The following is a 26845-nucleotide window of genomic DNA, read 5'->3' on the forward strand; positions in this document are numbered from 1 at the left end:
AGCTTTTTATCACTTATTAAACAACGAACTTATTGGCTCATCGAAGCTCATCATTTATTCAAATATCTCTTATTCCAATACCATTTAAACGGCTTGTTATCCCATGCGACTGATTGAATTACGACTAAAAAACCTAAACTCTCTTAAAGGCGAATGGCACATCGACTTTACCGATGAGGCGTATGTTAACGAAGGCATCTTCGCCATTATCGGGCACACTGGGGCGGGCAAGAGTACTATTTTAGACGCCATTTGTTTGGCCTTATACGGCAAAACGCCCCGAATTGATAATATTAGCAAATCAACAAACGAAGTTATGACACGGCAAACTGGAGAGTGTCTAGCAGAAGTCGTTATTGATATTAACGGTATCTTATACCGTTGCTATTGGTACCAACATCGCGCTCGCTGTAATCCAGACGGTAATCTTCAAGATATCACTCACGAGTTGTCACTAGCTAGCGATCATAATGGTCAAAAGGCGGGTACAATTCTTGAAGAAGTAGCTAAAAATACCAGGAAGAAAATTGTTGAACTCATTAATATGGAGTTTCAACAATTCACTCGCTCTATCATGCTTGCACAAGGTAGTTTTGCCGCGTTCCTAAAGGCTGGTACCGGTGAGCGTGCCGATATTTTAGAGAAAATCACCGGTACTGATATCTACGCGACCATCTCTAAACAAGTACATGAGAAACGACGAGAAGAAGAGTCAAAGCTTGACGCACTGCAAGCCAAGCTGCAAGGGTTAGAGCTATTAGATAAAGATACCGAAACTGAATTAAATCAGCAGCTTAAAGACAATAACGCTCAATTGGTTGATAAGCGTAAATCAGTTGCCAAGCTTGATGAGCAACTAAAATGGATTCATGAGATTGAACAACTGACACAGCAGATTGCTCAGCTTAAAACGGATGAAAAATCAGCAATTGAAGCAAAATCTGCTTTTGCAGAGGATGCTATAAGGCTTAATAATGCCAATAAAGTGTTGGAAGTTGAGAGTCTTTATACTCAAGTGCGTAGTTTTCGTGAATCAAAACATAAACTTGCTCAAGAGCAAACACTTAAATCGCAGCAAATCCCTACTTTAAAACAGCAACTGACAGAGCAGCAGCAGCAAGTAGCCCAAGCGCAGAAGAATGAAAAACTGGCTGATAAGAGCTTGAGCGATACTTTGCCTATCATTGAGCAAACACGCGAGCTTGATAATAAAATCAGTCAGCAACAGATCACACTCAAGCAGCAACAAGACTTACAGCAAACCCATCAGCACAGCTTATCTGACTATAATAAACAGTTAGAGAAATACATATCTAATAAAAATGATACACAGCAAAAGCTAAATGACATCAACAGCTACTTACAGAAAAACGAGCATCACCAGCAGCTTAATGTTGATATAAGCAGCTTAGACGCGCTCGGACAGAGTATCAAAGCACAGATAAAAGACAACTACGAACAATATCAACAGCAGCAACTTAAAGAACAAGATAATATTAAGCTCTCGAATCAGCTTAAACAGGTTCAAGATAAGCTTCAATCCAATCAAAAACGATACGATGACAAACTGGCTCAGCTGGCTGACGTAAAACAACAGCAAGATACCTTACTGCAAGGTCAGCCCTTGGCGAAGTTCCGTGAGCAGTTGCAGCATATTGATGCAACCAATACGCAGCTAACAAATATTCATCAGCAACTCGATACTGTTAAAGAGTTAGCGGCTAATATTAACTCTGAAAAGTCTGCAACTACAAAGCTCAACACAGATATCGAAAACCTGAAAAAAGTAATCGATAGTGCCAATAAAGACCTTGAAGTGCTTGCTAGGAATAAACAAGACAAACAGGCGCAGGTCGAACAGCAACAGAAAATTATTGAGCTTGAAGCCAAGCTTGAGGATTACATTGAGCTATTAGAGCAGAATCAGCCCTGCCCGCTTTGTGGTTCTACTGAACATCCAAATGCGGGGAATAAGCCGTCGGATACCAGCGAGCAGCAATCCAAGCTGAATCAGTTAAAAGAGGCGCTTAATCAGCTTGATACGCAAATCGATACCGCTAAAAATAAGCTAGATGATGATAAACTCTTATGCAACACCACAGAATATAAACTGAACGAAACCCAGTCACAATTAACCCAAACTGTGCAGCGTCTTAATGATGCACTGACTTACATACGTGAGCATACAGAGTCCTTAAATGCTCAAATAGATAGCACACCTACTAGCGTACAACAGCTGGTAAACAGTGCTGTTGATACAGCATCTAACGATACTTCTAATACAAGCGTACTGACTGATTTAGACCGATTAATTACCTTCGTTAATAGCACGCCAGCAGATGAGCGACTAGATGAATTACTGTCAATCTGCAAGTCTGTTTCTGATACTATCTATCAAACCCAGCAAGCACTGCAACAACAAAAGCAGCACATCAATGTATCTTTAGATAAGCAGGATGAGCTGACTAAGCAAATAGCTAATATTGAGCAAGACACAAAGTCTATTGCAGACCACAATCAGCAGCTTGTTATGGATAGTAAAGATATTGAGAGCAAACAACAGCTGAATCAGCAAAGCATTGATCAGATTAAAAACTCATTGTCACAAGGGTTTGACTCATTGTGCTCAGGATTAGAGCAACTTCAAAAGTTAATCAATCGCTATCCAGAAAGCTCAGTAGATGTCAGTCCAGTTGATAATAATTCATCCCAGACCCTATCAGGCGGTGACCAGCCTATTGAAAAGCCACTCAAACAACTCATACACTGTATTGATAAGCAGCGCTATCTGGACGATGAAGAATGCCAAGAGTCTTTACAGCCCTTGCGTGACTTGCGTCAATCAATGAAGAGACTGAATGAAAGGTACTTAGAGCAAACCTCTTTGCAACAGAAGATGTCTGCACAGGTGCAAACCTTAGAGACTCATATTGAAAACACGGAGTCCCTAATTGAAAAAGAACAAACTTCTCTACACTCATTATCTGAGGAGATAAAACAGCAGTCTAATCATCTGACGCAAATGCAAACTAAGCGCCGTGACTTGTTTGGCGATAAGCAAGTTAACATTGAAGAAAACCAACTACGCGCAGCACTCGATACCGCTAAAAGTCAGCTTAGCCAACTGCGTGAGCAATACAGCAATAGCCAACACCAATTAAACAGTGTCGAAGCAGATGCTCAGCGTATACAAACTCAGCTCTCTGAATTAGAAACAACTCTTGCTGAGCAAGAGCGCACATTCATCTCGCAATTAGGCACACTTGAGTTTGATTCTGAAGCGTCTTTTGTGGCTGCTCGACTATCAAAAGAAGAGCGTGATGCTCTTAATCAAAAGCAGCAGCAGATTAATAATGCGCTAACCTATGCACAAACAACATTAAAGTCAAACGAGCAACAACTGAAACAGAAAACTGATAATCCGCAAACTACGGAATCTAAAGAGGATTTACAACAGCAGCTACAACAGCAACAAAGCTTGGTCGATAAGCTCATTGAGCAAGTTGGCGCTATCAGTCAACAGCTGAAAGCCAATGAAGACCGTAAAGGTCAACAACAGTCTCAGCTTGACGAGATTGATAAACAAAAAGAAAAGCTTAAAGTTTGGCGTGAACTACACTCACTTATCGGCTCAAATGATGGTAAGAGATACCGCACGTTTGCTCAGGGTCTTACCTTTGAAATTATGGTGAGTAACGCCAATACTCAGCTACAAAAAATGAGCGACCGTTACGTGCTGGTTCGTGATGAAGAAAATCCGCTTGAGCTGAATGTGATTGACGACTATCAAGGCGGTCAGATACGCAGTACCAAAAACTTATCGGGCGGTGAAGGCTTCTTAATTAGTCTGGCTCTGGCGCTCGGTTTATCAAGTATGGCCAGCCAAAACATTCGCGTAGACTCCCTATTCTTGGATGAAGGCTTTGGTACGCTGGATGAAGACTCACTGGATGTGGCGCTTAGCACCCTGACTAACCTGCAACAAGAAGGCAAATTAATCGGTATTATCTCGCACGTACAGGCACTAAAAGACAGAATCCATACTCAGATTAGAGTGGATAAACTCTCAGGCGGCTATAGTAAAATCAGTGGTCCTGGGTGTTCTTCGAAGGGTTAACCTCTTTGCTTGTTAATACTAAAACCATGAACTAAATAAAAAGACCTCTTTATATATAAAGAGGTCTTTTCTTAGAGAGATATCATTCTAAATATCTAGTGTTAGCCAATTATTCAGAAATCAGTTTATTAATCTCGCTAATCATAACCGATAACGCAGATAACCCAACCTCAGTAGCATCAAGTTTAGACATTTGCTCTGCCATATCTTCGATAGACTGCTTGTGTACTTGCTGCCACCGTTCAAGTGCTTCAGCTGGTTTCTCTTGTGACAACAGCTTATTCATCATCTGACGCAGACTTCGTGTCAGCTCATTAAACAAGGCATAACGAGCGCGTCTATCCCAATGATTTTGCTGTGGTAAATGCTCTACATTTAGCATCAACCAATCAATATGCAAGTTCTGATACACCTCAAAATACAGCGTTGCAATCTCGTCTACCGGACGATTGTATTGCTCTGCTAATAGTGCTGTATCGAGCGCATCAATGGCATATGGCAATATCGCAAAGCTTTGCGCTTGATCCTTTTGTATTCCCAAATCAGTTAAATCTGACACATCTTCTTCAAGATGCGCTTCAAACTGCTGGGCAATGATGCCTTGTGACTGGGTTAACTCAGAAACACCTTGTTTAAATCTATCAATGGTTGGCGCTACTTGCAAGTCGCTACCAAAGGCGTTGACTAGCCATACAATACCTTGCTCAAGCACTGAGCGGATTCTGATTTCAAGCTGTAACAGCGTTACCGCATCAACCTTATTATCAAGCGACTCAAGCGTTTTCCAGTTCTCTGTCACACTAAAGATATCTCTGACAATCGCATAAGCACGGATTAGAGTCGCCACGCCTTGATTGGTCTCTTCAAATAAGCGGAAGATGGCCTCAATACCAAGACGGTTGACCACGCTATTGGTCAGATACGTACTGATGATTTCGCGGTGTAAGCGGTGACGTGTCATTTCATCAAAGAAGCGACCTGCCAGCTCATCAGGGAAATATTTACGCAGCTCATTGGTAAAGTACGGATCATCTGGTAAATCTGACTCTAGTAGCTGCTCATATACCCACATTTTGCCATAAGCAAGTATCACTGATAGCTCAGGGCGCGTCATGCCTGTACCCGCTTTCATACGCTGCTCAATGACGTCATTGCTAGGCAAGAACTCAATCGCTCTATCAAGACGACCTTGCGCCTCAAGATAATCGATAATACGTTTATGGTCAGTTAAGTTCTCAGCGCCATCTAAATGACTCAGCTCAAGCGCTTGCGGCTGCAAGTAATTTTGACGTAATACCAGATGAGCCACTTCATCAGTCATGCTCTTAAGCAGGTCATTACGCTGCTTGATGGTCATATCGCCCTGCTCGACCACTTTGCCTAGCAAGATTTTGATGTTCACTTCATGGTCAGAGCAGTTCACGCCAGCTGAGTTATCAATCGCATCGGTGTATAAATGACCGCCCTCATGATCAGGACCACCAGATAGAGCGTATTCAATACGGCCCTGCTGTGTACACCCAAGGTTACCGCCCTCACCGATTACACGAGAGCGAATGTCTTCACCGTTCACTCGCACTGCATCGTTAGCACGGTCGCCCACATCCGCATCACTCTCTGCACGGCTCTTGACATAAGTCCCAATACCACCGTTCCAAATCAAATCAACTGGCGCTGTTAATAATCGATTGATCAGCTCATTTGGCGTTAGGTTATCCTCGGAAATATCAAACGCTTCTTTCATCTCATCGCTAATGGCAATCGACTTATCTGAGCGTGAGAACACACCGCCACCTTGGCTAATCAATGACTTGTCATAATCATCCCAAGTTGAGCGTGGTAAATTAAACAAACGCTCGCGTTCTTCATAAGACGCTTTGGTGTCCGGGTTTGGATCAATAAAGATATGCAGGTGGTTAAAGGCCTCTTGCAGTTTAATATGCTTGGATAACAACATACCGTTGCCAAACACATCGCCGCTCATATCGCCAATACCAACGACAGTAAAGTCATCTTTATTTTGGATATCTAAGCCGAGCATTCTAAAGTGACGTTTGACTGATTCCCATGCACCGCGAGCCGTGATACCCATCGCTTTATGGTCATAACCGACTGAACCACCTGACGCAAAGGCATCATCAAGCCAAAATCCGTACTCTTTAGCCACGCCATTGGCGATGTCAGAGAAGCTGGCTGTTCCTTTATCGGCTGCAACAACCAAGTATGGGTCATCTTCATCATGACGCACGGTATTATCAGGGTGTACGACATTACCATCGACCAAGTTGTCGGTCACATCAAGCATACCGCGTAGGAATGTTTGATAACATTCAATGCCCTCTTTTTGAAATACTTCTCGGCCATCGGCAGGGGTTTTCTGCTTAACGATAAAGCCGCCCTTTGACCCGACTGGAACGATTACTGCATTTTTCACCATTTGCGCTTTAACCAAACCTAATACCTCGGTACGGAAATCTTCCATACGATCTGACCAACGCAAACCGCCACGCGCGACTTTACCACCACGTAAGTGAATGGCCTCAACGCGCGGTGAGTAAACAAAAATCTCAAACATTGGTTTTGGTTTAGGCAGGTTTGGAATCTCACTTGCCGCAAATTTAAATGACAGACGATCTTTACGATTGCCATCACTATCACGCTGATAGAAGTTAGTACGTAACATGGCGTTGATTAAATCTAAGTACCAACGCAGTATTCTGTCTTCATCTAAACTGTCTACTTTAGCTAGTGCTGCTTTTAATTGCTCTTGGCAGGCTTTGGTTTTGTCTGCTCGCGCATTGTCGCTGTATTCAGGATTCATACGCGCATCAAACAAGTCAGCAATCATCACAGCGATATCGCCATTTTTAACCAAAGTCTGCTGAATGTATTGACTTGAAAACGGCGCTTTAGCTTGCAGGATATAACGCATTAATGCACGTAACACGACCACTTCAAAGGTGTCTAGACGAGTAGCTAATACCAGCTCATTGAGCGAATCACTCTCTACATGCCCTGCCCAAATTTGAGCCAAACTGTCTTCAAACTGCTCACGAACTACCGCTAAATCAATGGTTTTCTCATTGCGTAGCGTTAGCTCATATTCTTGTAGCCACATTGGCTGTTCTGGTACATCAAACTCATAGGTTTGAGCCGATACCACGAGCACGCCGAAGTTTTCTAAGATAGGTAGAATATTGGACAAGATAGTTGGCTGATTAAGACCGTACAATTTTAGATGTAGCTGATTGCTGTCATCACCGGTTGATTGATACAGCTTCCAAATCATTGGATTGCTGTCACTTAAACTCGCCAAGCGCTTGGTATCCGCCACGCCTGTGCGCACATCAAAGTGCTCTTTATACGCCGCAGGAATCGTATTCAAGTAACGCTTGAATATGCTATTGGCCTTTTGCTCACCCAGCGTCTCTAGCATGACTTGCTGATACTGATCACTCCAATCTTCCACCAGACCATTGAGCTCATCTTCAAGTTCGGTCAAATCAACCGAGTTAATCTCACCCGGCTCAGTGCGCACATGCACATGAACTCTGGCGTGATACGATTCATCAAATTCGGTAGTAAATCCTGAAGACGTACCATTGAATGCATCGACTAACGCCTTTTGAACTTTCACACGCATACTGGTGTTGAATTTATCGCGAGGGATATAAACCAAGCACGACACAAAACGCTGATAATGATCTAAGCGGGTAAATAGGCGCAGACGTTTTTTGTCTTTAAGCTGCGCAATACCAGCAACGATAGGATACAGCTCATCGATACCGGCTTGGAATAAGCCATCACGTGGCAGGCTATTAATGATGTGCATATACTTGTGATAGTTGTAGCCATTTTTAGGAAAGTCAGCCTGCTCCATGATTTTGTTGGCTTTTTCACGCAGTAGAGGAATCTGCTCAACGCTCAGCTGATATGCCTGTGAGGTTAGCAAGCCGATAAAGCGATACTCACCGATTAGATGACCAGATTCATCATATTTATGGATACCTAAGAAATCCATATACACGTCGGTTGAACGCTACCAATTGCAGTACGCTACGGCCACTGTGGAAATGATGCTCTTCAACGCTCGGGTTAAACAAACGTAGTGCTGGCTCGTTGTCTTGATAAGATTTTAATAATACAAAATGATGCAGTGCCATGCCTGCTAGGTCGGTATCTGACTCTAGCCCAGCCAAGCGCCCTGCGACGTTGCGGTAATAGACTGAAATAAAATCTTCCAGCAATGCCTGGTCTTTACTGATATAGCCACTGGCAATATTGGTGATATTTTTAAGACGTTCAGCGCTTAATATAAGCGTGTTTTTCATATTCATTCCCTTGTATTTATCTCAACAATTAATTTTTAGTTATGATGAATTGTTTTTTTAGTTATGATGCAAAATCTTTTGTTATGGAATTTTATTCTACGCCTAGTTTTATTGAGACTAAAGGCTTAAACAATGTTTCATCAATTGCCGTTTTACTCATAATTATTAGTAGGTAGTTAGCAATGAAACTCGTCTTGAAATCTGAAATTTTTTATTAAATTATTGATAGATATAACAGATAAGCAGTCGTGCCAGCAACTTAAAAGCAATAAACGCGCTATTTGATGATTTATAAAAGAAAGTATTACGTTTAGAATATGGACTTTTTGCCTCAGAAGGTTCTTAATAGACTACCTGCGCAACCTGACTGACTGACTGGTCTAATAGACTGGAAACTCATGATATTGCAACAATATATAGTTATAGCCAAACGCTAAAAATATAGAAACAGACTTATTAAATAAAAATCGGATCATTATTTATGACTTCATTATCAACCTCTACGTTTAATACACCGCCCCCCGCTGAAAAGAATCGGGAATACTTAACACCGGATAACTGTGGTTTTTTCCAAGACACCAGCGACACCAAGTCGCATTTGTTGGCAACTGGATACAAACTGCTTGCCCATAAAGGCTTTACAGCCGTTGGTATTAAACAAATACTAGACACCGCTGGCGTGCCAAAGGGCTCTTTTTACCATTACTTTGCCTCTAAAGAAGCCTTTGGTGAGGCCATCATTAAAGGGTACTTTGAGCATTATAAAAACCGCCTTGAAGCCATCTCAGATCAAGAAATCAATGCTCAACAAAAGCTATATAACTATTTTCAGTTCTGGTACAACACTCAGCAAAACGAATGTGACCACGAAAAGTGTCTGGTGGTTAAGCTAAGTGGTGAAGTATCAGACATCTCTGACCCCATGCGTGAAGCGCTGGCGGGCGGCTATATGCAAACCATCAACTGGATTAGCAAACAAATCAAAGAAGGCTGGGAAGATGGTTCAATACCTAAGACTGAGAACCTAGCTGCAGAGAGTATCGCCAAACGTTGGTATTATGCTTGGCTGGGTGCGAGTTTGATTGCTAAGACCAGTCGCTCTAATATTCCCCTTGCTGAAGTGTGGCAAATGACGACATCAGAGCTTGGTCGTTAGAATATTAAATATAAAAGGCGTTTATTGACGTAAGTAACGATATATAGAATAAAAGGGATTTAAAATGAAGTTCAATCATATCGGCATTCCTACTCAAGAAAGATTTGAAGGTGAAATTGATTTGCCGCATTTAAAAATGACAGTTTCTGATCACGAAAACAACCCTTACGGTATACAGTGGCAGCGCTATTGGGATGATGCGCCTTATCCTGATATTGTAAAGACTATCCCCCATGTGGCTTTTGTGGTCGATGACCTAGAAAAAGAGCTTGAAGGTAAGAAGGTTATTATTGAGCCCAACTCCCCTAGCGAAGGCTTAATCGTAGCTTTTGTTGAAGTCAACGGTGCGCCTATCGAGCTTATGCAGTACTTATAGCTCACAACACAATCCATAACACAACTGCAATTATTACCGAATATAATTGGTAGGCGATTGACCTCCTCACCATTTATTAGATAGTTTTGTAAAAATACTAGACGACCGGTCTAATCCACCTGTATTATATCCATTATCAATTACGAACTAGCCTGTCTTAACCATCTAATTTGTAGGCCTAGACTTAATCATTTAACTCCATTTTTTTAAAAAAGCTTCTAACCACATATTCTCAAACTTATTTTCTAGCACAAATATTACCGTTTAAAAACAAATATCAGCGTTTAAAAGAAGCTTTTTTTCATCCTCATTTTTAGCAAATCAACCAAGGATTTTTATGAATAACTTTCAGTATTTCAACCCAGTACGTATCGTTTTTGGCGAAGGTCAAATCAAAGAGCTATCAAATTTGGTGCCTAACAATGCTCGCGTGTTAATCACTTACGGTGGTGGCTCAGCACAGCGTACTGGCACACTTGACGAAGTAAAAGATGCTTTAAATGCTGAGGGCAGCAAACGTGAAGTGTTTGAATTTGGCGGTATTGAGCCAAACCCTGAATTCACCACGCTAATGAAAGCGGCTGATATGGTCAATGAAAATAACGTCGACTTTATCTTAGCTGTTGGCGGCGGTTCTGTTATTGATGGCAGTAAATTTGTCGCATTGGTATCTCACTTAACCGAAGAAGACAGCCCGTCTTCAAATAAGGTATCACGTGAAAAAGCATGGGACGCTTTGACCAGCTTTACTAAAGGTATCGACTCAGCCATTGATTTAGGCGCAGTATTAACCATTCCAGCAACAGGATCAGAGATGAACTCTGGCGGCGTAATTAATTATAGTGAACGTCAAGCCAAACTCCCTTTTGGCAACCCACTTACTTATCCTAAATTCTCAATCTTAGACCCTACTAAGACCTTGACCTTACCTGAGCGTCAAGTAATGAACGGTGTGGCTGATGCCTTTGTTCACGTAATCGAGCAGTATTTAACCTATCCAGTGAATGCTAAAGTACAAGATGCTTTTGCCGAAAGCCTGCTAAAAATCTTAATCACTGAAGGTAAAGCCGTTAAAGCCAATCCAGACGACTTAGAGGTACGCAAAAATATCATGTGGACAGCGACTATGGCATTAAACGGCCTAATTGGTGCTGGCGTGCCACAAGACTGGACCACACACATGATTGGTCACGAATTAACGTCATTACACAGCATCGACCATGCTCGTACGTTAACCATAGTTCTGCCATCACTAATGCGTGAGCTAAAAGTCAGCAAAAAAGACAAGCTTCTACAATATGCGCAAAACGTTTGGAATATCAGCACCGATACCGCTCAAGACGAAGACGCTATCATTGAAGAAGCCATTGTTCGCACTGAGAACTTCTTCAAAGACTTAGGTTTACCAATCAGTCTTGCTGATGCCAACTTAGATGAAAGCGCTATTGATCCTATCATCAAGCAATTAGAAGCGCACGGTATGACTAAACTTGGTGAGCACAAAGCCAATGATCTAGAAGTCTCTCGCCGTATCTTACAGCGTGCCGCTCAAGCTTAATTTGTATCATATTGGCCTACTTGCAATCGTTTATAAGCCTTGTACAAAAGCACGGCATTGGCACAGCTTACCTACTCTACAATGAAATAGGCAACTGTGCCCTTCTCCAATACAAGTTAAATTAATTAAAACAAACGCGAATAACAATAAAGGATGACTCTCATGACTTTTGATACTACCCAATCAGATACCCTAAATCGTCAGGTAAAACTGGCCAGCCGTCCTCACGGTAAACCGGTGGATGACAACTTTGAATTAACCACGACAGAGGTCCCCACGCCAAGTGACAGCGAGATGCTACTACGCACCTTGTATCTATCCCTTGACCCTTACATGCGCGGCCGTATGAGTGACACCAAAAGCTATGCCGATCCCCTAGAAGTGGGCGATGTCATGCTAGGCGCCACCGTATCGCAAGTGGTTAGCTCAAACGTTGAAGGCTTTAGTGAAGGTGATATCGTGGTTGCTTACGGCGGCTGGCAGGACTATAGCGTCAGCAACGGTGAAGGCGTATACAAGCTAACCAAAGACATGAGCAACCCGTCCTACGGCTTAGGCGTACTCGGTATGCCAGGCTTCACCGGCTATATGGGCCTAACCGATATTGGTAAACCTCAAGCCGGCGAAACTTTAGTAGTGGGTGCAGCAACCGGTCCTGTAGGCGCAACTGTCGGCCAAGTGGGCAAAATTCATGGCCTAAAAGTAGTTGGCGTGGCAGGTGGTGCTGATAAGTGCAAATATGCGGTAGAAGAATTAGGCTTTGATGTGTGTCTTGATCACCGTGCCGATGACTTTGAAGCGCAATTAGCAGCAGCGTGTCCTAATGGTATTGATATCTACTATGAAAACGTTGGTGGCCGGGTATTTGATGCGGTATTACCGCTACTCAACGCCCACGCTCGCATCCCTGTTTGTGGCCTTGCAGCTCACTATAACCAAACCGAACTGCCTGATGGCAAAGACCGCTTAAGCCTGCTAATGAGCACCATCTTAAGACAGCGCCTAACCGTGAAAGGCTTTATTATCTTTGAAGAGTACGGCGATCACTTCCCGCAGTTCTTACAAACTATGGGCAAATGGGTCACTGAAGGAAAAGTTAAAACCAAAGAACATATGGTTGATGGTTTGGCTAATGCCCCACTAGGCTTCGTGGATATGCTTGAAGGCAATAACTTTGGTAAAACCGTGGTTAAAGTTGCTGATCCTAAATAATAAATAATGAAGCTTAAAATCTCACTCAAAAAACTTACTTAAAAATAGATAATAATCAAAGGACAATATATGAAAATTTTAATGGTACTGACCTCACACGATAAGCTGGCAGAAACTGGCAAAAAAACGGGCTTCTGGTTAGAAGAATTTGCCGCTCCTTACTATGCTTTCAAAGATGCTGGCGCTGAGATTACATTAGCCTCTCCTGCCGGCGGTCAGCCACCCCTTGACCCAAGCAGTGATGTGCCAGAAGCACAAACTGAATTTACTGAACGCTTTAAAGCAGATGAAGCAGCCAATAAACAGCTAGCCACTACTCATAAGCTTGCTGAGATTAAGGCAACCGATTATGACGCAGTATTCTATCCAGGCGGTCATGGTCCTATGTGGGATTTGGCAGTTGATCTAAAATCCATCTCACTTATCGAAGACTTTGTTAAATCAGACAAACCCGTTGCCTTTGTTTGCCACGCACCCGCTGCTCTGAAAAACGTAAAAGTAGACGGCGAGTACTTGGTAAAAAATAAAAAAGTCACTGGCTTTAGTAACACTGAAGAAGAAGCCGTTGGCCTGACTGACGTGGTGCCTTTCTTATTAGAAGACGTACTTCAAGAAAATGGCGGTCATTATGAAAAAGGTGCGGACTGGCAATCATACGTGGTTGAAGATGGCTTATTAATTACCGGTCAAAACCCTGCTTCATCAGAAGATGTGGCCAAGGTTCTTATTGAACGATTACAAGCCTAAGGCGAATTTATGATTAAACTTCACCATCTAAACCAGTCACGCTCACTGCGTATCTTATGGTTATTAGAAGAGCTGGGCCAGCCTTATGAAGTGGTTAGTTATCAGCGTGATGCGACCACTCATTTAGCACCCGAGAGCCTAAAACAAGCGCACCCACTGGGTAAATCACCAGTGATTGAGCTTGATGGTCAAGTGGTTGCTGAATCTGTCGCCATTACCGAGCTGTTAATTGATCGTTTTGCTGCCGATACCCTGCGCCCTGCACCTGATAGTGCTGAATACGCTCTATATCTACAGTGGATGAACTTTGCTGAAAGCTCATTGATGGTGCCTATGCTACTTGAACTATTCACTCAGGCTGCTGGTGTTGGTGACAACGAGTTCCTAAAAGGCTATATCGCCAAAGAGAAGCAAAATCTGCTTAGCTACTTAAATGATGAGCTTGAAGGAAAATCATTTATTGTGGCTGACAAGCTAACTGGCGCTGACTTTATGTTGTCGTTTGATTTAATCATGCTAGAGCAGCGCGGGATCTTAGCAGAGTACCCTAACATTGCCGCTTACGCACAGCAGTTGGCCAAGCTTGATAGCTATCAGCGAGCTTTGCAGCTTGAAGCTCAGTACGATGAGTCTAAATAAGCGGTCACTGACACTGACTTCTGATATAGTTATGCTCTGAAGCGTTATGTTTTAGACAAAAAAAGTTTTAGACAATAAAAAGCAGCCCTTTAATATATTAAAGGGCTGCTTTTTTATTCATATAAACTATGCAAATAAACAAGGTATTACCTAAGCCTCTTGGAGCAGGCTTATACTAGAAACCTATTAAGAGCAGCTGACATAGTTTCCTTTATTATCAATACACATCTGGGCGCCATTGGCTGCGTTGCCTACCCAAGCTTTGCCATCTTTAAACACAAAAGGCTCGGCCCCTTTATAAGTTGCGCCTCTACCTCGGCGAACTTTTGACTCTTCATAGTTGAACGGGATGACAAGCTCTCCAGCCAAGTTCACAAAGCCCCATTTATTATCCATACGCACCCCAGCAAGACCTTCAGAGAAAGGCATTGCTTGCTGGAATAAGAATTTAATCATAGGTACGCCGCTATAGTTAACATAGCCCCATTTCCCATCACGCTTTTCTGGCTGCCAAACTTGCGCATTGGCCGTATTGGTAAAGCTTTGAGTCTGTGTTGGTGTCTGCGTAACACTTGGGCTTTGAATCACTGTGGTGGTATTTACCACAGGTTTAGAAGCTATTGTTGTTGCATTACGGTTAGGGACAGTTTTAGCTGGATTTGCAGTCGGTCGTCCATTGATATCCACCCACTGCGTACCGCTTCGGGTGGTAATGGTTGCTAGGTTGCCATTAAAGTCACTGATGCTTCTATTGTTCGCTGAAAAAGGAACAATGACTCTATTTTTGGTATCAATCACCCCAAAGCTACCGGCTTTTTTTACCACAATACGATTATTACTTACCGCACGTGACCAGCCTTTGGTTTGACTGTCTCCAGCAATCACATCATAAACTGCAGGAATAACCTCTCGACCTGAAGTATTGATATAACCTACTTTGCCTCGTCTTTGAACGGGAATAAGCCCATCTTTAAGCTTGCTGACATCAATACCATTGTACCGCGATAAATCAGCAACTCGCTTCCCTCTCTTATCAATTAAAGCTACCGGCTGACCTGAGTCTTTTAAAGCTAAGAAATAATCACTACTGGCCGTACAAAAAACATTGGAGTAGTAGCTTTTGGGTACCTGACAGGCATAAGCCGGTACACTCAGCACCCCTAAAGTGGCACAGAGTGAGAGGGCTTTAATCAGATGCGATTTTGAATTACGGGTTGTATTTAATGTCATATCTCTAATAAGTAGTAAATAGATTGTGTGTTTATTGAAAAATAACAGAATTTAAATAGATATACCATGCTTGCAATAAAATATTGCAATCAAGTAGTAATAAGGAAACTCTGTTTCGACTATTTTACCTACTTATGCAGCCATTAGTTGGATAAAAACTTTTGTTCAAGCCAACTGTTCATAAACACATTATCTGGGTCATATTTTTTCGTATTTCTAAAAAACGTGCTATTTGTGGATATAGCTCGTGTAACTCAGCGGTACTCAGCTTATTTACCTTACCCCAATGCGGATGGCCGTTCCACTTTTTCATATAATCGTATAGCCAATTAAATAACGGCTCGCTATCCATACCCCTATAGACGTGGAAAGTTGACTTCCTCCCCTCGCTAAACCGAGGGGATTCCTACAGCTAGACGGTCAAGCCCGACCGCAAGGATGTTCTTAGCAGCATTGATATCTCTATCATGCCATGTGCCACACTCAGCACACCTCCATCCTCTTATTCGCAAACCTGCTCTACCTCTCGGACTACTGTCACTTATCTTGTGGCAGCACGAGCAGGTCTGGGTAGTGTAACTCTCATTTACGATCTCAAACTGACAACCTGCATGCTTGCATTTGTATTCCAGTTGTCGTTTAAGTTCAAACCAACCTGCATCGTATGTCGATTTAGCTAGCTTGGTCTTTTTATTGGTAAATGAGCGTGATTTAACATCACCAACCACAATCAAGGCATTGCCCTGCACTAGCTTTGTGGTGAATTTATGAATTAAGTCTAATCTTGTGTTTTTGATTTTGGCATGGATTGCTTTGACACGCTTTTTATTCTTAGCACGCTGAGCGGTTGCTAATTTATTCGCCCATTTTTGAGTCTGTTTAATCTGTAGTTTGTGGCCCGTTGATGTGGTAGCAGCTTCCTTTAAACCTAAGTCAATACCAACGCTACCCATACCACTTGCTTGTTTGGGGTAGTCTTTAACGGTGATACACGCATACCAACGATTACGACTGTCTTGTACTATCTCTAAGGTGTTGATTTGATATAGGCTTAGGTTGTAGCTATCGAATACATCTATGATGAGCTTTTGACCTTTAGAAAGTGATAGCTGAATTTTTGATTTAAGTGCTTTCTTTCCCGTTTGTCTTGTGCTTAGATACTTGATAGCAGACTTTTTAAAAGGTATCCAACCTAGTGATTTACGTTTGGTATCAGGACGGTTGGTGCGCCAGTTAAGTTTGGCTTTTTTAAACTGTTTACGTGATTTAGCGTGAGTCTCATTGATAGCTTGTAAGGTCTGACTGTGTAATCCTAAATACTCACCGCTACCTTTGGTATACTCACTTAAATCATAAGCACTAAAAAACTTACCGGTACGTTTTAAATGTTCAAAGCACAGCGCATTAACATAGTTCCACACGAAGTTTACTGAACCGCTTAGCTGATTCAGCTCTTTTATGTGCTTGTCTTTAATGCGTAGTTTGAGGGTTTTCATACCTTTAGTATGCCGAGATTAATTTTAGCTTACAACCCTTTAACTGCTTCTTACGACAGTATATGTCGCCTTATATCCACCCCCTGAAGTGGGTGGTTTTACGGCGACCGGTGATAAATTTACAAGCAAGGTCAATCACATCCCTTTGCTTAACACTCTTTTTTAACAACCCCTTTTAACACTCTATATCTGTGAGGCCCTACCTTATGTCAAAAACCACCAGATTAAGCTCAAATAATAAAATCAAAATGACCTTACTAAAGAGCGTGTTGGTCCTTGGACCTGCCATCATACTTGCCAGCTGTGCCAGCCAAGCCCCAGTACAACAAGTGCCTGTAAGCAAGCCTGCCCCAGTGGTAATTGTTAAGCCCAAACCAAAGCCTGCACCACAGCCCAAGCCTGCACCAGAGCCAAAGGCCACTTATAGCAGCTTCTATGAATGGAAATCTGACTTTAGTACGCGTGCGGTAAATCAAGGTTATAACGCCTATGATGTGAGCCGTATTTTAGACTCAGCACAGTTAAACAGTCAGGTAATCTCACTAGATTCTAACCAAGCTGAGTTCGTAAAAATGCCTTGGGACTATGCGGATTCCGCGGTATCTGGTGGACGTATCAGCACAGGTAAGAGCAAATTTAACGACCAACGCTCATTGCTAAGCCGCCTTGAATCTCAATATGGAGTAAATGCTGAAATCATTACTGCTATTTGGGGCATGGAGTCTTCTTACGGTGCGGTTACTGGTAACAGCTATATTCCAAGTTCACTAGCCACCTTAGCTTATGATGGTCGCCGCCGTGCTTGGGCGGAAGATCAGTTATTGTCCTTAATCAAACTGATCCAAAGTGGCGATGTTTACCCTTCACAGCTAAATGGCTCATGGGCTGGCGGTATGGGTCACACTCAATTTATCCCAGGTACTTGGTTAGAGTTCGGTGTTGATGGTGATGGCGATGGCCGCCGTAGTCCTTGGGTAACTGCGGACGCTTTATCTTCTACGGCTAACTATCTAAGCAAATCAGGCTGGGTACGCGGTCTATCTCCGTTCTACGAAGTGACTTTACCTGCCAACTTTGACTTCAGCTTATTAGGCCAAAAGCTTCCAGGTTCAAGCTGGCGTAATATGGGTATTAGCCCAATAGATGGCGCTTATCTTGATGCCAACACTGCGTTTGAAATGTGGCTGCCAGCGGGTAAAGACGGCCCTGCTTTATTATTAAGCCCTAACTTCGATGTGATTAAGGTATACAACAACTCTTCAAACTATGCGTTAGGAGTGAGTTTACTAGGTCGAGGTATCAACGGTCAGTCAGGTATTCAAAAATCATGGCCTCGTTATGAGAAGCCTTTAACCAGCGCTCAAGTTCGTAATCTACAACAGCGTCTAACCAATGCTGGTTACGACACCAAAGGTGTGGATGGCATTATGGGCACCAATACCCGTAACGCTTTTGCTCGCTGGCAAGCTGCCAATGGTCAGACACCTGATGGCTTTGTGACACTAAACAGTGCTTCTTCCTTAATTTGGTAGCCCCTCACTGGTTAACGAAAACTGATTAAAAAAATAGCCGTTCAATGAACGGCTATTTTTTATGGTTAGTATGCAGAATGGCATAGGGTTAGTAGGGTAATAAGCTTCCTAAGCTGTCAGCTATTATCCTCGCAAGCGCATCAAGCCCTCTTGCTGCACTGTGGCCACTAAATTACCGTTTTGCCAAAACTGACCATGATTCAAGCCTTTTGAATGAGAGGTGGTATCGCTCCACATGTCATAAAGTAGCCACTCATTGATATCAAAAGGACGATGAAAATGCATTGAGTGATCAATACTAGCCGCTTGTAGCCCTTTGGTCATAAAGCTAATGCCATGTGACATAAGCCCGGTGCCAACTAAGTAATAATCTGAAGAAAATGCCAATAAAGCTTGCTGTATGGCTACTGGCTGCTCACCTAACTCACGAATACGTAGCCAGTTGGCCTGTTTTGGTTCCATCGGCTCAGGGTAAACAGGGTCACGTGGTTTTACTGGCTTAATTTCAACATGACGGGGACGCATAAAACGCTCACGCAACGGCTCGGGTACACTTCCCACGTGATGCTCTTTTAAAGACTGCTCTGACTCTAAATCTTCTGGCGGTGGGTAAGCTGGCATTTCTTCTTGATAGTCAAGCCCTCCCTCCATCGGAGAGAAGGAAGCAATCATGGTAAATACAACCTGCTCTAACTTATTGCCCTGTTGGTCTTCTTTGTATTGTATTGCAGTTACTTCACGTGCAGATAGACTACGGCCATCTCTCAGATGACGGACTTTATAAATAACCGGCTGATTAATACTACCACCGCGCAAAAAATAACCATGCAAAGAGTGACATGGTTTGTCTTCATTTAAGGTATGCGATGCTGCCATAATTGCTTGAGCCAGCACTTGACCACCAAAAATGCGCTTTCCTACATAATCAAAGCTCTCTCCTTCAAATACATCAGGAGCCACTTCTTTTAATTTCACGGTATTTAATAATTGATCAACAAGCTGTTTATAATCAAACATTTAACTCTCCAGCAACCCTAAATAATCTTAGCCCTACGCCCCAAAAAATACTGTGTAACCCTTATAATACGAGTCATATTATACATACTAAGTTAGTGTAAATAATAATACTTATCGTAAAGTCCCAGTTTCGTAAAAATGAATAAAAGTAGTTTGACCAACTTTACTCGCTCAAAACTGCGACATTATGACTGAATATTTGATGGTTACTTTTTGGCACAAATTGAGTTTTGAATGAGGAGCATCAAAGCATCCAATACTCTATAATAAAGCTATAGCTTCATATTTTCAGAGAACAACTGTATTACTTTATTGTATTTTGTGGCAATATAGCCCTATCATTATTAATAGGTTTGACTAATACTTATGCTACCATCTCGCTTAATGCATTCTTTAAAAAAGCGCCTAAAACAGCAGCGCCAAGCCCAAAAATCCACTAAGAACATTGCGTCAAATGCTCAACGCTCTACTTCGAGCTTACAAGAGCAAGCTGCTCAAGCCAGTGCAGCTATTTCTCGCTCTGGTCGCTCTGTAAACCAGTTATATCGAAAACTATCTGGTAAAACACTCGATTTGGCAGTGAAGCCAAAGGTCATTGGTGACCTACCCACCATCAACACCGAAGATGAAGCGCTCACCTTCTATGTATTACGCGAGTACTCTCGGTCTAATAGTATTCTAGTCGACTTACAGACCAAAGAGCATAACTTCCCGCCAGCTTTAGTGGGTGTGGAAAACCCTGCCCTTAATATTAGCGAAAACGCGGCGATTATTTTTCTAAACCATCCTAATGCAGATGGCCGTAAGGTGTCTCCAAGACTATCCCGCTTGGTAACCGCTTGCCGTGAAAACCCAGCCGTAAAGATTAATCTGGTACCCGTTTCAATCTTATGGGGCCGCGCTCCAGATAACGAAGACTCTTTGTTTAAGCTTTTAATGGCTGATAACTGGGAAGAACCTTCTATTACCAAGCAGCTGTTTAACATCGGTATGATGGGACGTGATACCTTCGTTCAGTTTCACCCACCCCAGTCTTTGCATGATTTGGTGGAGTCCTTATCTACTTCACAGACAGACAGCTCTGAGCAGTCCTCTCAATTATCACAGCAACTGTTTGACTCTGTCGATTTAGAAAACAGTCAGACGCCAAACAGTGACAAAGAACTGCTACTTGAGGCCAAAAGAAATGTTGAGGCTGACTGCTTATCCACCTCTACCGCTTTGGTTACTGCTTCAGAAGCCAACTTTAGCTTAGCGTTGCTGGTACAGCACAAATTAAATGCTTACTTAGACAGTCAGCGTCAAAGTATGATTGGCCCCGACTTATCTGATAGACGCAACTTAGTAGACAAGCTGGTTAATTCCCCGGCGATTCATTACGCCTGTCAAAAAGAGGCAGAAGAGTCAAACATTAGCTTTGATGAGGCCAAAAAACTGGCTCGCGGTTACATCAACGAGATAGCCAACGATTATAATTACTCAGTTATTCGCTTCTTCTACAGATTTTTAACTTGGCTGTGGACTCAGCTTTATGACGGCATCGAGGTCCATCACTTTGAGCAAGTACGTGAGCTGGCTACGACTCATGAGCTTATCTATGTCCCTTGTCACCGAAGCCATGTGGACTATCTGCTACTGGGCTATGTTATCTTCCAAAAAGGCTTAAGTTTGCCTTATGTCGCAGCTGGAAACAACTTAGACGTTCCTGTACTTGGCCCTATCTTACGCAATGCAATTGCGTTCTATATTCGTCGTAGCTTCAAAGACAATGAGCTATACAAAGCCGTCCTACGAGAATATCTACATACTCTAATCCAACGCAATACGCCTATCGAATACTTCATCGAAGGGGGCCGCTCACGCTCAGGTCGCTTACTACCCCCTAGATTAGGCATGCTATCAATGACAGTACACAGTCATCTAAGAGGCTCAAATAAACCGATGGCATTCATCCCAACCTATATCGGTTATGAGCGCATCATGGAGGGTGGTACTTATATTGGTGAACTTAAAGGTAAGCCAAAAGAATCAGAATCTATACTAGGTCTGTTAAAAGTCAGCCGCAAAATTGAGCGTATCTTCGGTCACGTACACCTAAGCTTCGGTACTCCCCTACTCATGGAAGACTTCATGGAAAAGTTTGACGTCAAGCCTAACAGCTTACCTGTTGATCGTACTGACACGCCGCTAAGTGATAATGCGATGGCCATGGTAGATAATCTTGGCATTAAAATCATGCAAAATATCAATAAGGCAGCCGTAGTTAACCCTATCGCCTTGCTGTCTTTGGTATTACTCTCTACCCCAAAAGCAGCTCTAGATGAAGACAGCTGCCGTGAACAACTGGCTCTTTATCAAAAAATAGCCCATGGCTCTCCTTATTCTGAAAGCACTATCATTACCGATATGTCGCCACAATCCATCATTGATTACGGCATTAAGCTTAAGCTGGTAGAGCGTACCCCGCATATCTTAGGGGATATGATTAAAGTCTTGCCAAAGCAGATGGCAATCTTAAGCTACTTTAGAAACAACATCTTGCATGTGTTCATCATGTCATCATTCCTATCGGCCTTAGTCTATAGTAATGGCCGTATTCAGCGTGAGCACTTAGATAATATCGTCACTCAGCTTTATCCTTTCTTACAAAGTGAGCTGTTTTTATACCGTGCTGCTCGTAACTTGCCTGCTATGATTGATGAGAAGTTAAATAACTTGATTGATCAAGGAATGGTAGTGGACTTAGGAGATGGTGTACTGGGAACACCAGAGAAAAACAGCGAGCAATATCAACAATTAGATATGCTAGCCACCCCAGTGTCTCAAAGCCTTGAGCGTTACTTTATGTCGTTGGCTTTATTAGCACAACAAGGTTCAGGTAATTTAACCGCTGAGCAAGTGGTCGACTTATGTCATCTATTAGGTCAGCGTCTGTCTGTCTTATACGCAGATGATATCCCTGACTTCTTCGATCGTGCTCTATTTACTAGCTTCTTGAGCACGTTAATACGCTTAGACTATGTACAAAAGGATCCAGAAACTGGAGTGTTAACCTTTGATGAGCGTATTAATAATATTGCTCGCCATGCCCACTACATCCTAAGCCCTGATATCATGCAAATCTTACAGCATGTGGCGACTTTGGATGAAGAAGACATAAACCATGCTATTAGTGAAATCAACAATAAGAAACTAAGCAAGTTTAGCCGTAAGCGTTAGGCTTTAATGGTTTAGAATAAAAAAGAATTGTTTAGAACGAAAAAGGGACAGCCAGTGGCTGTCCCTTTTTTTGGTACTCCCCACAAAAAACTATTGTTAGTAAGCTCAGTTAACAAGAATTCTTCTATACACATAATATATATCAATATCAAGTAATATTTATTGCAAAATGATTACAATTATGTAATTATTTGATACGTACAATCGAACCAATCACTACTTATGTCGTTATTCAACGTCATCTCTGAAACATGTTGGATGTTAGTATGGACTATAGAAAAATTAAAAAGGATAACAACCTACTTATAGACATCGCAGATAGTTTAGAGCGACATTCAATGCAGTGCCGACGATGTGGAGACCTAGCTGCCCCACTACACCAGAAAGGCCATCTATATAAATGTCTATCTTGCGAAAAAATCTACGATGGCGTTAACTATAATTTCACTCGCTTAAAGCCAATTTGCTCAAATGAAGCTGCTCCAGTTGAAGCTCCTCAATTTTATGATAATAAAGTACAGGCTGAATGCTTTAATGAAGCCATAAACTTACTCCGAGAAAAGACCCATCAACAGAAAGCAACTGAGCCTTTATACAGCAAACTAATAAAGCATATTTTCACTAAAAAGAGGCACTAGCCTAACTCAGAGAATTACCTTCATGTGAAAGTCTCCCTATAAAAAAAGCCGCTTCTTATAAGAAGCGGCTTTTTTTGTACTACAATCAAGTTGCAGAAAGATTAAGCTTGTTCTTGCTCAACACCTTTCATAGTTAACTTGATGCGGCCACGGTTATCAACGTCTTGAACCAGTACATTGATTTCTTGACCTTCACTTAGATAGTCAGAAACGTTTTCTACACGCTCATCTGAGATCTGTGAGATGTGTACTAGACCATCAGTACCTGGTAATACGGTCACGAATGCACCGAAGTCTACAACGCGAGCTACAGTACCTTTATATACTTTACCTACTTCAACTTCCGCAGTTAAAGCTTCAATCTGGCGAATCGCTTCTTTAGTAGCTGCTTTGTTCTCACCAAAGATACGAATAGTACCATTGTCATCGATATCGATAACCGCACCTGTGTCTTCAGTTAGCTGACGGATGGTTGCACCACCTTTACCGATAACATCACGAATCTTGTCGGAGTTGATTTCCATTACTGCATAGTTAGGGGCATGAGCGTTAATCTCAGTACGGCTAGCAGGTAATACTTCGTTCATCGCATTTAGGATATGGATACGGCCAGCGTGTGCTTGCTCAAGCGCTTTTTCCATAATATCAGCAGTGATACCTTCAATCTTGATATCCATCTGTAATGCAGTAATACCATCTTTAGTACCGGCTACTTTAAAGTCCATATCACCTAAGTGATCTTCATCACCTAAGATGTCTGATAATACAGCGAAACGATCGCCTTCTTTAACCAGACCCATAGCAATACCGGCTACAGGGGCTTTCATAGGTACACCAGCGTCCATTAATGCAAGACTTGCGCCACAAACTGAAGCCATAGAAGACGAACCGTTAGATTCAGTAATCTCTGATACCACACGGATTACGTATGGGAAGCGATCGCTGTCTGGAAGCATGGCTTGAACACCACGACGAGCTAGACGGCCATGACCGATTTCACGACGCTTAGGCACACCTTCACGACCTGTCTCACCTACTGAGAAGTGTGGGAAGTTGTAGTGCAACATGAAATGATCTTGGATAGTACCCGCTAGCGAGTCAATTAAGTTCACGTCACGTGAGTTACCTAAAGTTGTGGTTACTAAAGCCTGAGTTTCACCACGGGTGAATAGTGCTGAGCCATGAGTATAAGGTAGAACGCCTACTTGGATATCTAAAGCACGAACTGTGTCTAAGTCACGGCCATCGATACGTGGCTTGCCAGAAAGAATCGCGTCACGAACTGTACGATACTTAAGGTCGTCGTAGATTTCTTTAATTTGAGCTTCTTTCTCGCCAAACTCTTCACTTTCAGGATCGCCAGCAAGTGCTTCGATAGCCGCTGCTTTGATCTCATCAAGCTTCACATAACGGTCTTGCTTGTCGCTGATTGAATAAGCTTCTGCTACTTGGCCGCCAAATTGGGTAGTAACTTGTTCTTTTAATTCAGCGTTTAATTCAGGAGCAACGAACTGCTGCTTTTCAGTACCTACGGCTTTGGCAAGCTCAACAATGTTATCAATAACAATCTGTTGCTGTTCATGACCGTATAATACTGCGCCTAACATTTGATCTTCAGATAGCTCAGCTGCTTCTGATTCAACCATTAATACAGCAGATTTAGTACCCGCCACAACTAGGTCAAGATCACTGCTTTCTAACTCTTCAATAGAAGGGTTTAATACGTATTCACCGTTGATGAAACCAACACGAGCACCACCAACAGGACCATTAAACGGCGCATCTGAAATGGCTAGTGCCGCAGAAGCACCAATCATAGCAGCGATATCTGCATAGTGTTTTTTATCACTTGATACCACAGTAGCTGTGATTTGGATTTCGTTTACATAGCCTTCTGGGAATAAAGGACGAATTGGACGGTCAATTAAACGAGAAGTTAGAGTTTCAAACTCAGTTGGACGACCTTCACGCTTACCGTAAGCACCAGGGATTTTACCTGCTGCATACATTTTTTCTTGATAGTTAACAGTGAGCGGGAAGAAGTTTTGACCTTCTTTGGCTTCACTTTTAACCACAACCGCAACTAATACTGAAACACCACCCATATGCACAAGCACTGAGTTGGCTTGTCTAGCGATACGACCGGTTTCAATAATTACTTGCTGGTTGCCATATTGGAACTCTCGAGAAATGGTATTGAACATTGACATTAATTTTTCCTATTTTTATAAATTAGCAAATATAAAGGAGTAACACATCTATTGAGACTTACTTTAGCCTCTAACGTTTGACTGCTTTTTTAGACCTCAAACCTCTGCACTTCATTGAGTATTAGATAGTTTGAAGCAAACAAGGCAAACGTTAGAAGCCCATTGTCACCAAATAGATGGCCTCTTATTTTACAGGGATTTGCCATAGTTGACCAATAAAAGTCATTTGACACCCTGACTGGAATATCTAGATAGACAACTTCCAGGTTTGAAGAAAGGGAGGGTAAAGATTTAGATACAAAAAACGGCGTGAAATATTCACACCGTCTTCTTTTATATAAGGCATGAGCGTTTTAATTTAACTTTTGATATAAATTCATAGCTCCCATTATAGAGAATGAACTTAAAGCGAGAGTTAAAATTAACGACGCAGGCCTAGTTCGCTGATTAGTGATGCATAGCGAGCTAAATCTTTGCCTTTTAAGTAATCTAGTAGCTTACGACGTTGGTTAACCATACGGATTAGACCACGACGGCTATGGTGATCACCTTTATGCTCTTTGAAGTGACCTTGTAGGTCATTGATACGTGCAGTTAATAGTGCAATTTGTACTTCAGGTGAACCAGTGTCACCAGGAGCGCGTTGGTATTGAGCAATAATTTGTTGACGATCAGTATTAGTTAGCATAACTTTCTCCTGCAATGCATTGATAATATAAAGTCAGTTTTATTGGGGGCATCCCTGCATTACTAGAGATGACCTAAAAAAATGACTAAGTAAGCCTGCCATTATAACAAAAAACTACTCGTAGGTGAGTAGTTTTTTAAATAATTAATCAGAATCTTAAATTCTAATTTTTCTTCAAAAGATAAACCCTGAAATTACTTTTTAGGTCTATCCGCTTCAGTGGCATGACCCCCTAAAGCATCTTCATCTAGCGCTGCTGTTGTCGCTTCTGCCAGACTATCAGGCTCTTGTTTATCTTCTAACGCCTTGTCTAAATCATTGGCGTCTTGATTTTGTATCTCATTACTCATAACTATCTCCAAGACTATATTTGGATTACTATTTCTGGATTAAGCCGTAAAGTACTGTCTTACACCCAGGTTAGAGCTTTATTTTGAATGAGTTTGCTCAAGGTTATCTGCAATACCTTCAGCAGCTTCATCTGCGTTTTTGTCTTTATTAGCACCTAAGTTGCCTTCTACTTGGTTCTTTAGACCCGCAATTTCGGCATCTGATTGTTGTTGCGCAAGTTTGTTATCATTGGACTGTGACATAATATTTTCCTTAACTGTTATTAAAATTACAGGTTTACAAAAAATTGACTATCATCCTTTGTACTACACTAAGCTAAGCTCTAAAC

At 42.1% G+C, this 26845-nt stretch carries 19 protein-coding genes; 9 read left to right on the forward strand and 10 right to left on the reverse strand.

Going from position 1 to position 26845, the window contains the following annotated elements; translation table 11 throughout:
• Positions 1–103: 103 nt before the first annotated feature.
• Entirely contained in the window at positions 104–4117 is a 4014-nt protein-coding gene (locus A1232T_RS04615) for an AAA family ATPase (protein ID WP_077448275.1), read from the forward strand.
• Positions 4118–4226: 109 nt separating this feature from the next.
• Here A1232T_RS04615 and A1232T_RS04620 read toward each other — a convergent pair whose 3' ends face one another.
• Positions 4227–8138 (reverse strand): NAD-glutamate dehydrogenase, encoded by a 3912-nt coding sequence (locus tag A1232T_RS04620; protein WP_244152373.1) that lies wholly within the window; start codon positions 8136–8138, stop codon positions 4227–4229.
• Complete coding sequence (locus tag A1232T_RS14345) at positions 8116–8448, reverse strand: hypothetical protein (RefSeq protein WP_244152374.1); 333 nt, start codon at positions 8446–8448, stop codon at positions 8116–8118. The genes A1232T_RS04620 and A1232T_RS14345 overlap by 23 nt, the downstream gene beginning before the upstream one ends.
• A 481-nt stretch (positions 8449–8929) precedes the next feature.
• Between A1232T_RS14345 and A1232T_RS04625 the strand changes: the two genes are divergently transcribed.
• The 6 genes from A1232T_RS04625 (at position 8930) to A1232T_RS04650 (ending at position 14136) form a co-directional block, all read left to right on the forward strand.
• Positions 8930–9604 (forward strand): TetR/AcrR family transcriptional regulator, encoded by a 675-nt coding sequence (locus A1232T_RS04625; RefSeq protein ID WP_244152375.1) that lies wholly within the window; start codon positions 8930–8932, stop codon positions 9602–9604.
• Between the two features lie 64 nt (positions 9605–9668).
• Complete coding sequence (locus A1232T_RS04630; protein ID WP_077448276.1) at positions 9669–9980, forward strand: VOC family protein; 312 nt, start codon at positions 9669–9671, stop codon at positions 9978–9980.
• 337 nt (positions 9981–10317) lie between these two features.
• Positions 10318–11538 carry an iron-containing alcohol dehydrogenase gene (locus A1232T_RS04635; RefSeq protein ID WP_077448277.1) on the forward strand — a complete coding sequence of 407 codons (1221 nt, stop codon included), beginning with the start codon at positions 10318–10320 and terminating at the stop codon, positions 11536–11538.
• A 162-nt stretch (positions 11539–11700) separates the two neighbouring features.
• Complete coding sequence (locus A1232T_RS04640) at positions 11701–12750, forward strand: NADP-dependent oxidoreductase (protein WP_077448279.1); 1050 nt, start codon at positions 11701–11703, stop codon at positions 12748–12750.
• A gap of 69 nt (positions 12751–12819) precedes the next feature.
• Positions 12820–13497, forward strand: coding sequence for a type 1 glutamine amidotransferase domain-containing protein (locus tag A1232T_RS04645; protein ID WP_077448281.1), 678 nt, complete (start codon positions 12820–12822; stop codon positions 13495–13497).
• A 9-nt stretch (positions 13498–13506) separates the two neighbouring features.
• Complete coding sequence (locus A1232T_RS04650) at positions 13507–14136, forward strand: glutathione S-transferase family protein (protein WP_077448283.1); 630 nt, start codon at positions 13507–13509, stop codon at positions 14134–14136.
• Between the two features lie 186 nt (positions 14137–14322).
• On the opposite strand, the gene A1232T_RS04655 is transcribed toward A1232T_RS04650, so the two are convergent.
• From A1232T_RS04655 to A1232T_RS04665, 3 genes are all read right to left on the reverse strand, one after another.
• On the reverse strand, positions 14323–15366 hold the full coding sequence (locus tag A1232T_RS04655) for a WG repeat-containing protein (protein WP_077448285.1): 1044 nt from the start codon (positions 15364–15366) through the stop codon (positions 14323–14325).
• Positions 15367–15544: 178 nt separating this feature from the next.
• Positions 15545–15718, reverse strand: a complete 174-nt coding sequence (locus A1232T_RS14350) for a D-arabinono-1,4-lactone oxidase (RefSeq protein ID WP_341864612.1) — start codon at positions 15716–15718, stop codon at positions 15545–15547.
• A 37-nt stretch (positions 15719–15755) separates the two neighbouring features.
• On the reverse strand, positions 15756–16862 hold the full coding sequence (locus A1232T_RS04665; RefSeq protein ID WP_077448287.1) for an RNA-guided endonuclease InsQ/TnpB family protein: 1107 nt from the start codon (positions 16860–16862) through the stop codon (positions 15756–15758).
• Between the two features lie 206 nt (positions 16863–17068).
• Here A1232T_RS04665 and A1232T_RS04670 point away from each other — a divergent pair, with 206 nt between their 5' ends.
• Positions 17069–18394, forward strand: a complete 1326-nt coding sequence (locus A1232T_RS04670) for a lytic murein transglycosylase (RefSeq protein ID WP_077448289.1) — start codon at positions 17069–17071, stop codon at positions 18392–18394.
• A 123-nt stretch (positions 18395–18517) separates the two neighbouring features.
• Here A1232T_RS04670 and A1232T_RS04675 read toward each other — a convergent pair whose 3' ends face one another.
• The gene (locus A1232T_RS04675; protein WP_077448291.1) at positions 18518–19411 is read right to left on the reverse strand and encodes an acyl-CoA thioesterase; all 894 of its coding nucleotides are present in this window, start codon (positions 19409–19411) and stop codon (positions 18518–18520) included.
• A 366-nt stretch (positions 19412–19777) separates the two neighbouring features.
• Here A1232T_RS04675 and plsB point away from each other — a divergent pair, with 366 nt between their 5' ends.
• Positions 19778–22630, forward strand: a complete 2853-nt coding sequence (gene plsB, locus A1232T_RS04680; protein WP_244152377.1) for a glycerol-3-phosphate 1-O-acyltransferase PlsB — start codon at positions 19778–19780, stop codon at positions 22628–22630.
• 739 nt (positions 22631–23369) lie between these two features.
• Here the strand turns inward: plsB and pnp are convergent.
• The 4 genes from pnp to A1232T_RS14080 form a co-directional block, all read right to left on the reverse strand.
• A complete protein-coding gene (gene pnp, locus A1232T_RS04690; protein ID WP_077448295.1) occupies positions 23370–25478 on the reverse strand; it encodes a polyribonucleotide nucleotidyltransferase in 2109 nt (702 codons plus the stop codon).
• A 421-nt stretch (positions 25479–25899) separates the two neighbouring features.
• Entirely contained in the window at positions 25900–26166 is a 267-nt protein-coding gene (gene rpsO / locus A1232T_RS04695; RefSeq protein WP_077448297.1) for a 30S ribosomal protein S15, read from the reverse strand.
• A gap of 194 nt (positions 26167–26360) precedes the next feature.
• Positions 26361–26516, reverse strand: a complete 156-nt coding sequence (locus A1232T_RS14075) for a hypothetical protein (RefSeq protein WP_167367036.1) — start codon at positions 26514–26516, stop codon at positions 26361–26363.
• Between the two features lie 78 nt (positions 26517–26594).
• A complete protein-coding gene (locus A1232T_RS14080) occupies positions 26595–26759 on the reverse strand; it encodes a hypothetical protein (protein ID WP_167367037.1) in 165 nt (54 codons plus the stop codon).
• Positions 26760–26845 lie beyond the last annotated feature (86 nt).

The sequence above is a fragment of the Psychrobacter pasteurii genome, from assembly GCF_900162815.1.
Taxonomy (GTDB): Bacteria; Pseudomonadota; Gammaproteobacteria; order Pseudomonadales; family Moraxellaceae; genus Psychrobacter; species Psychrobacter pasteurii.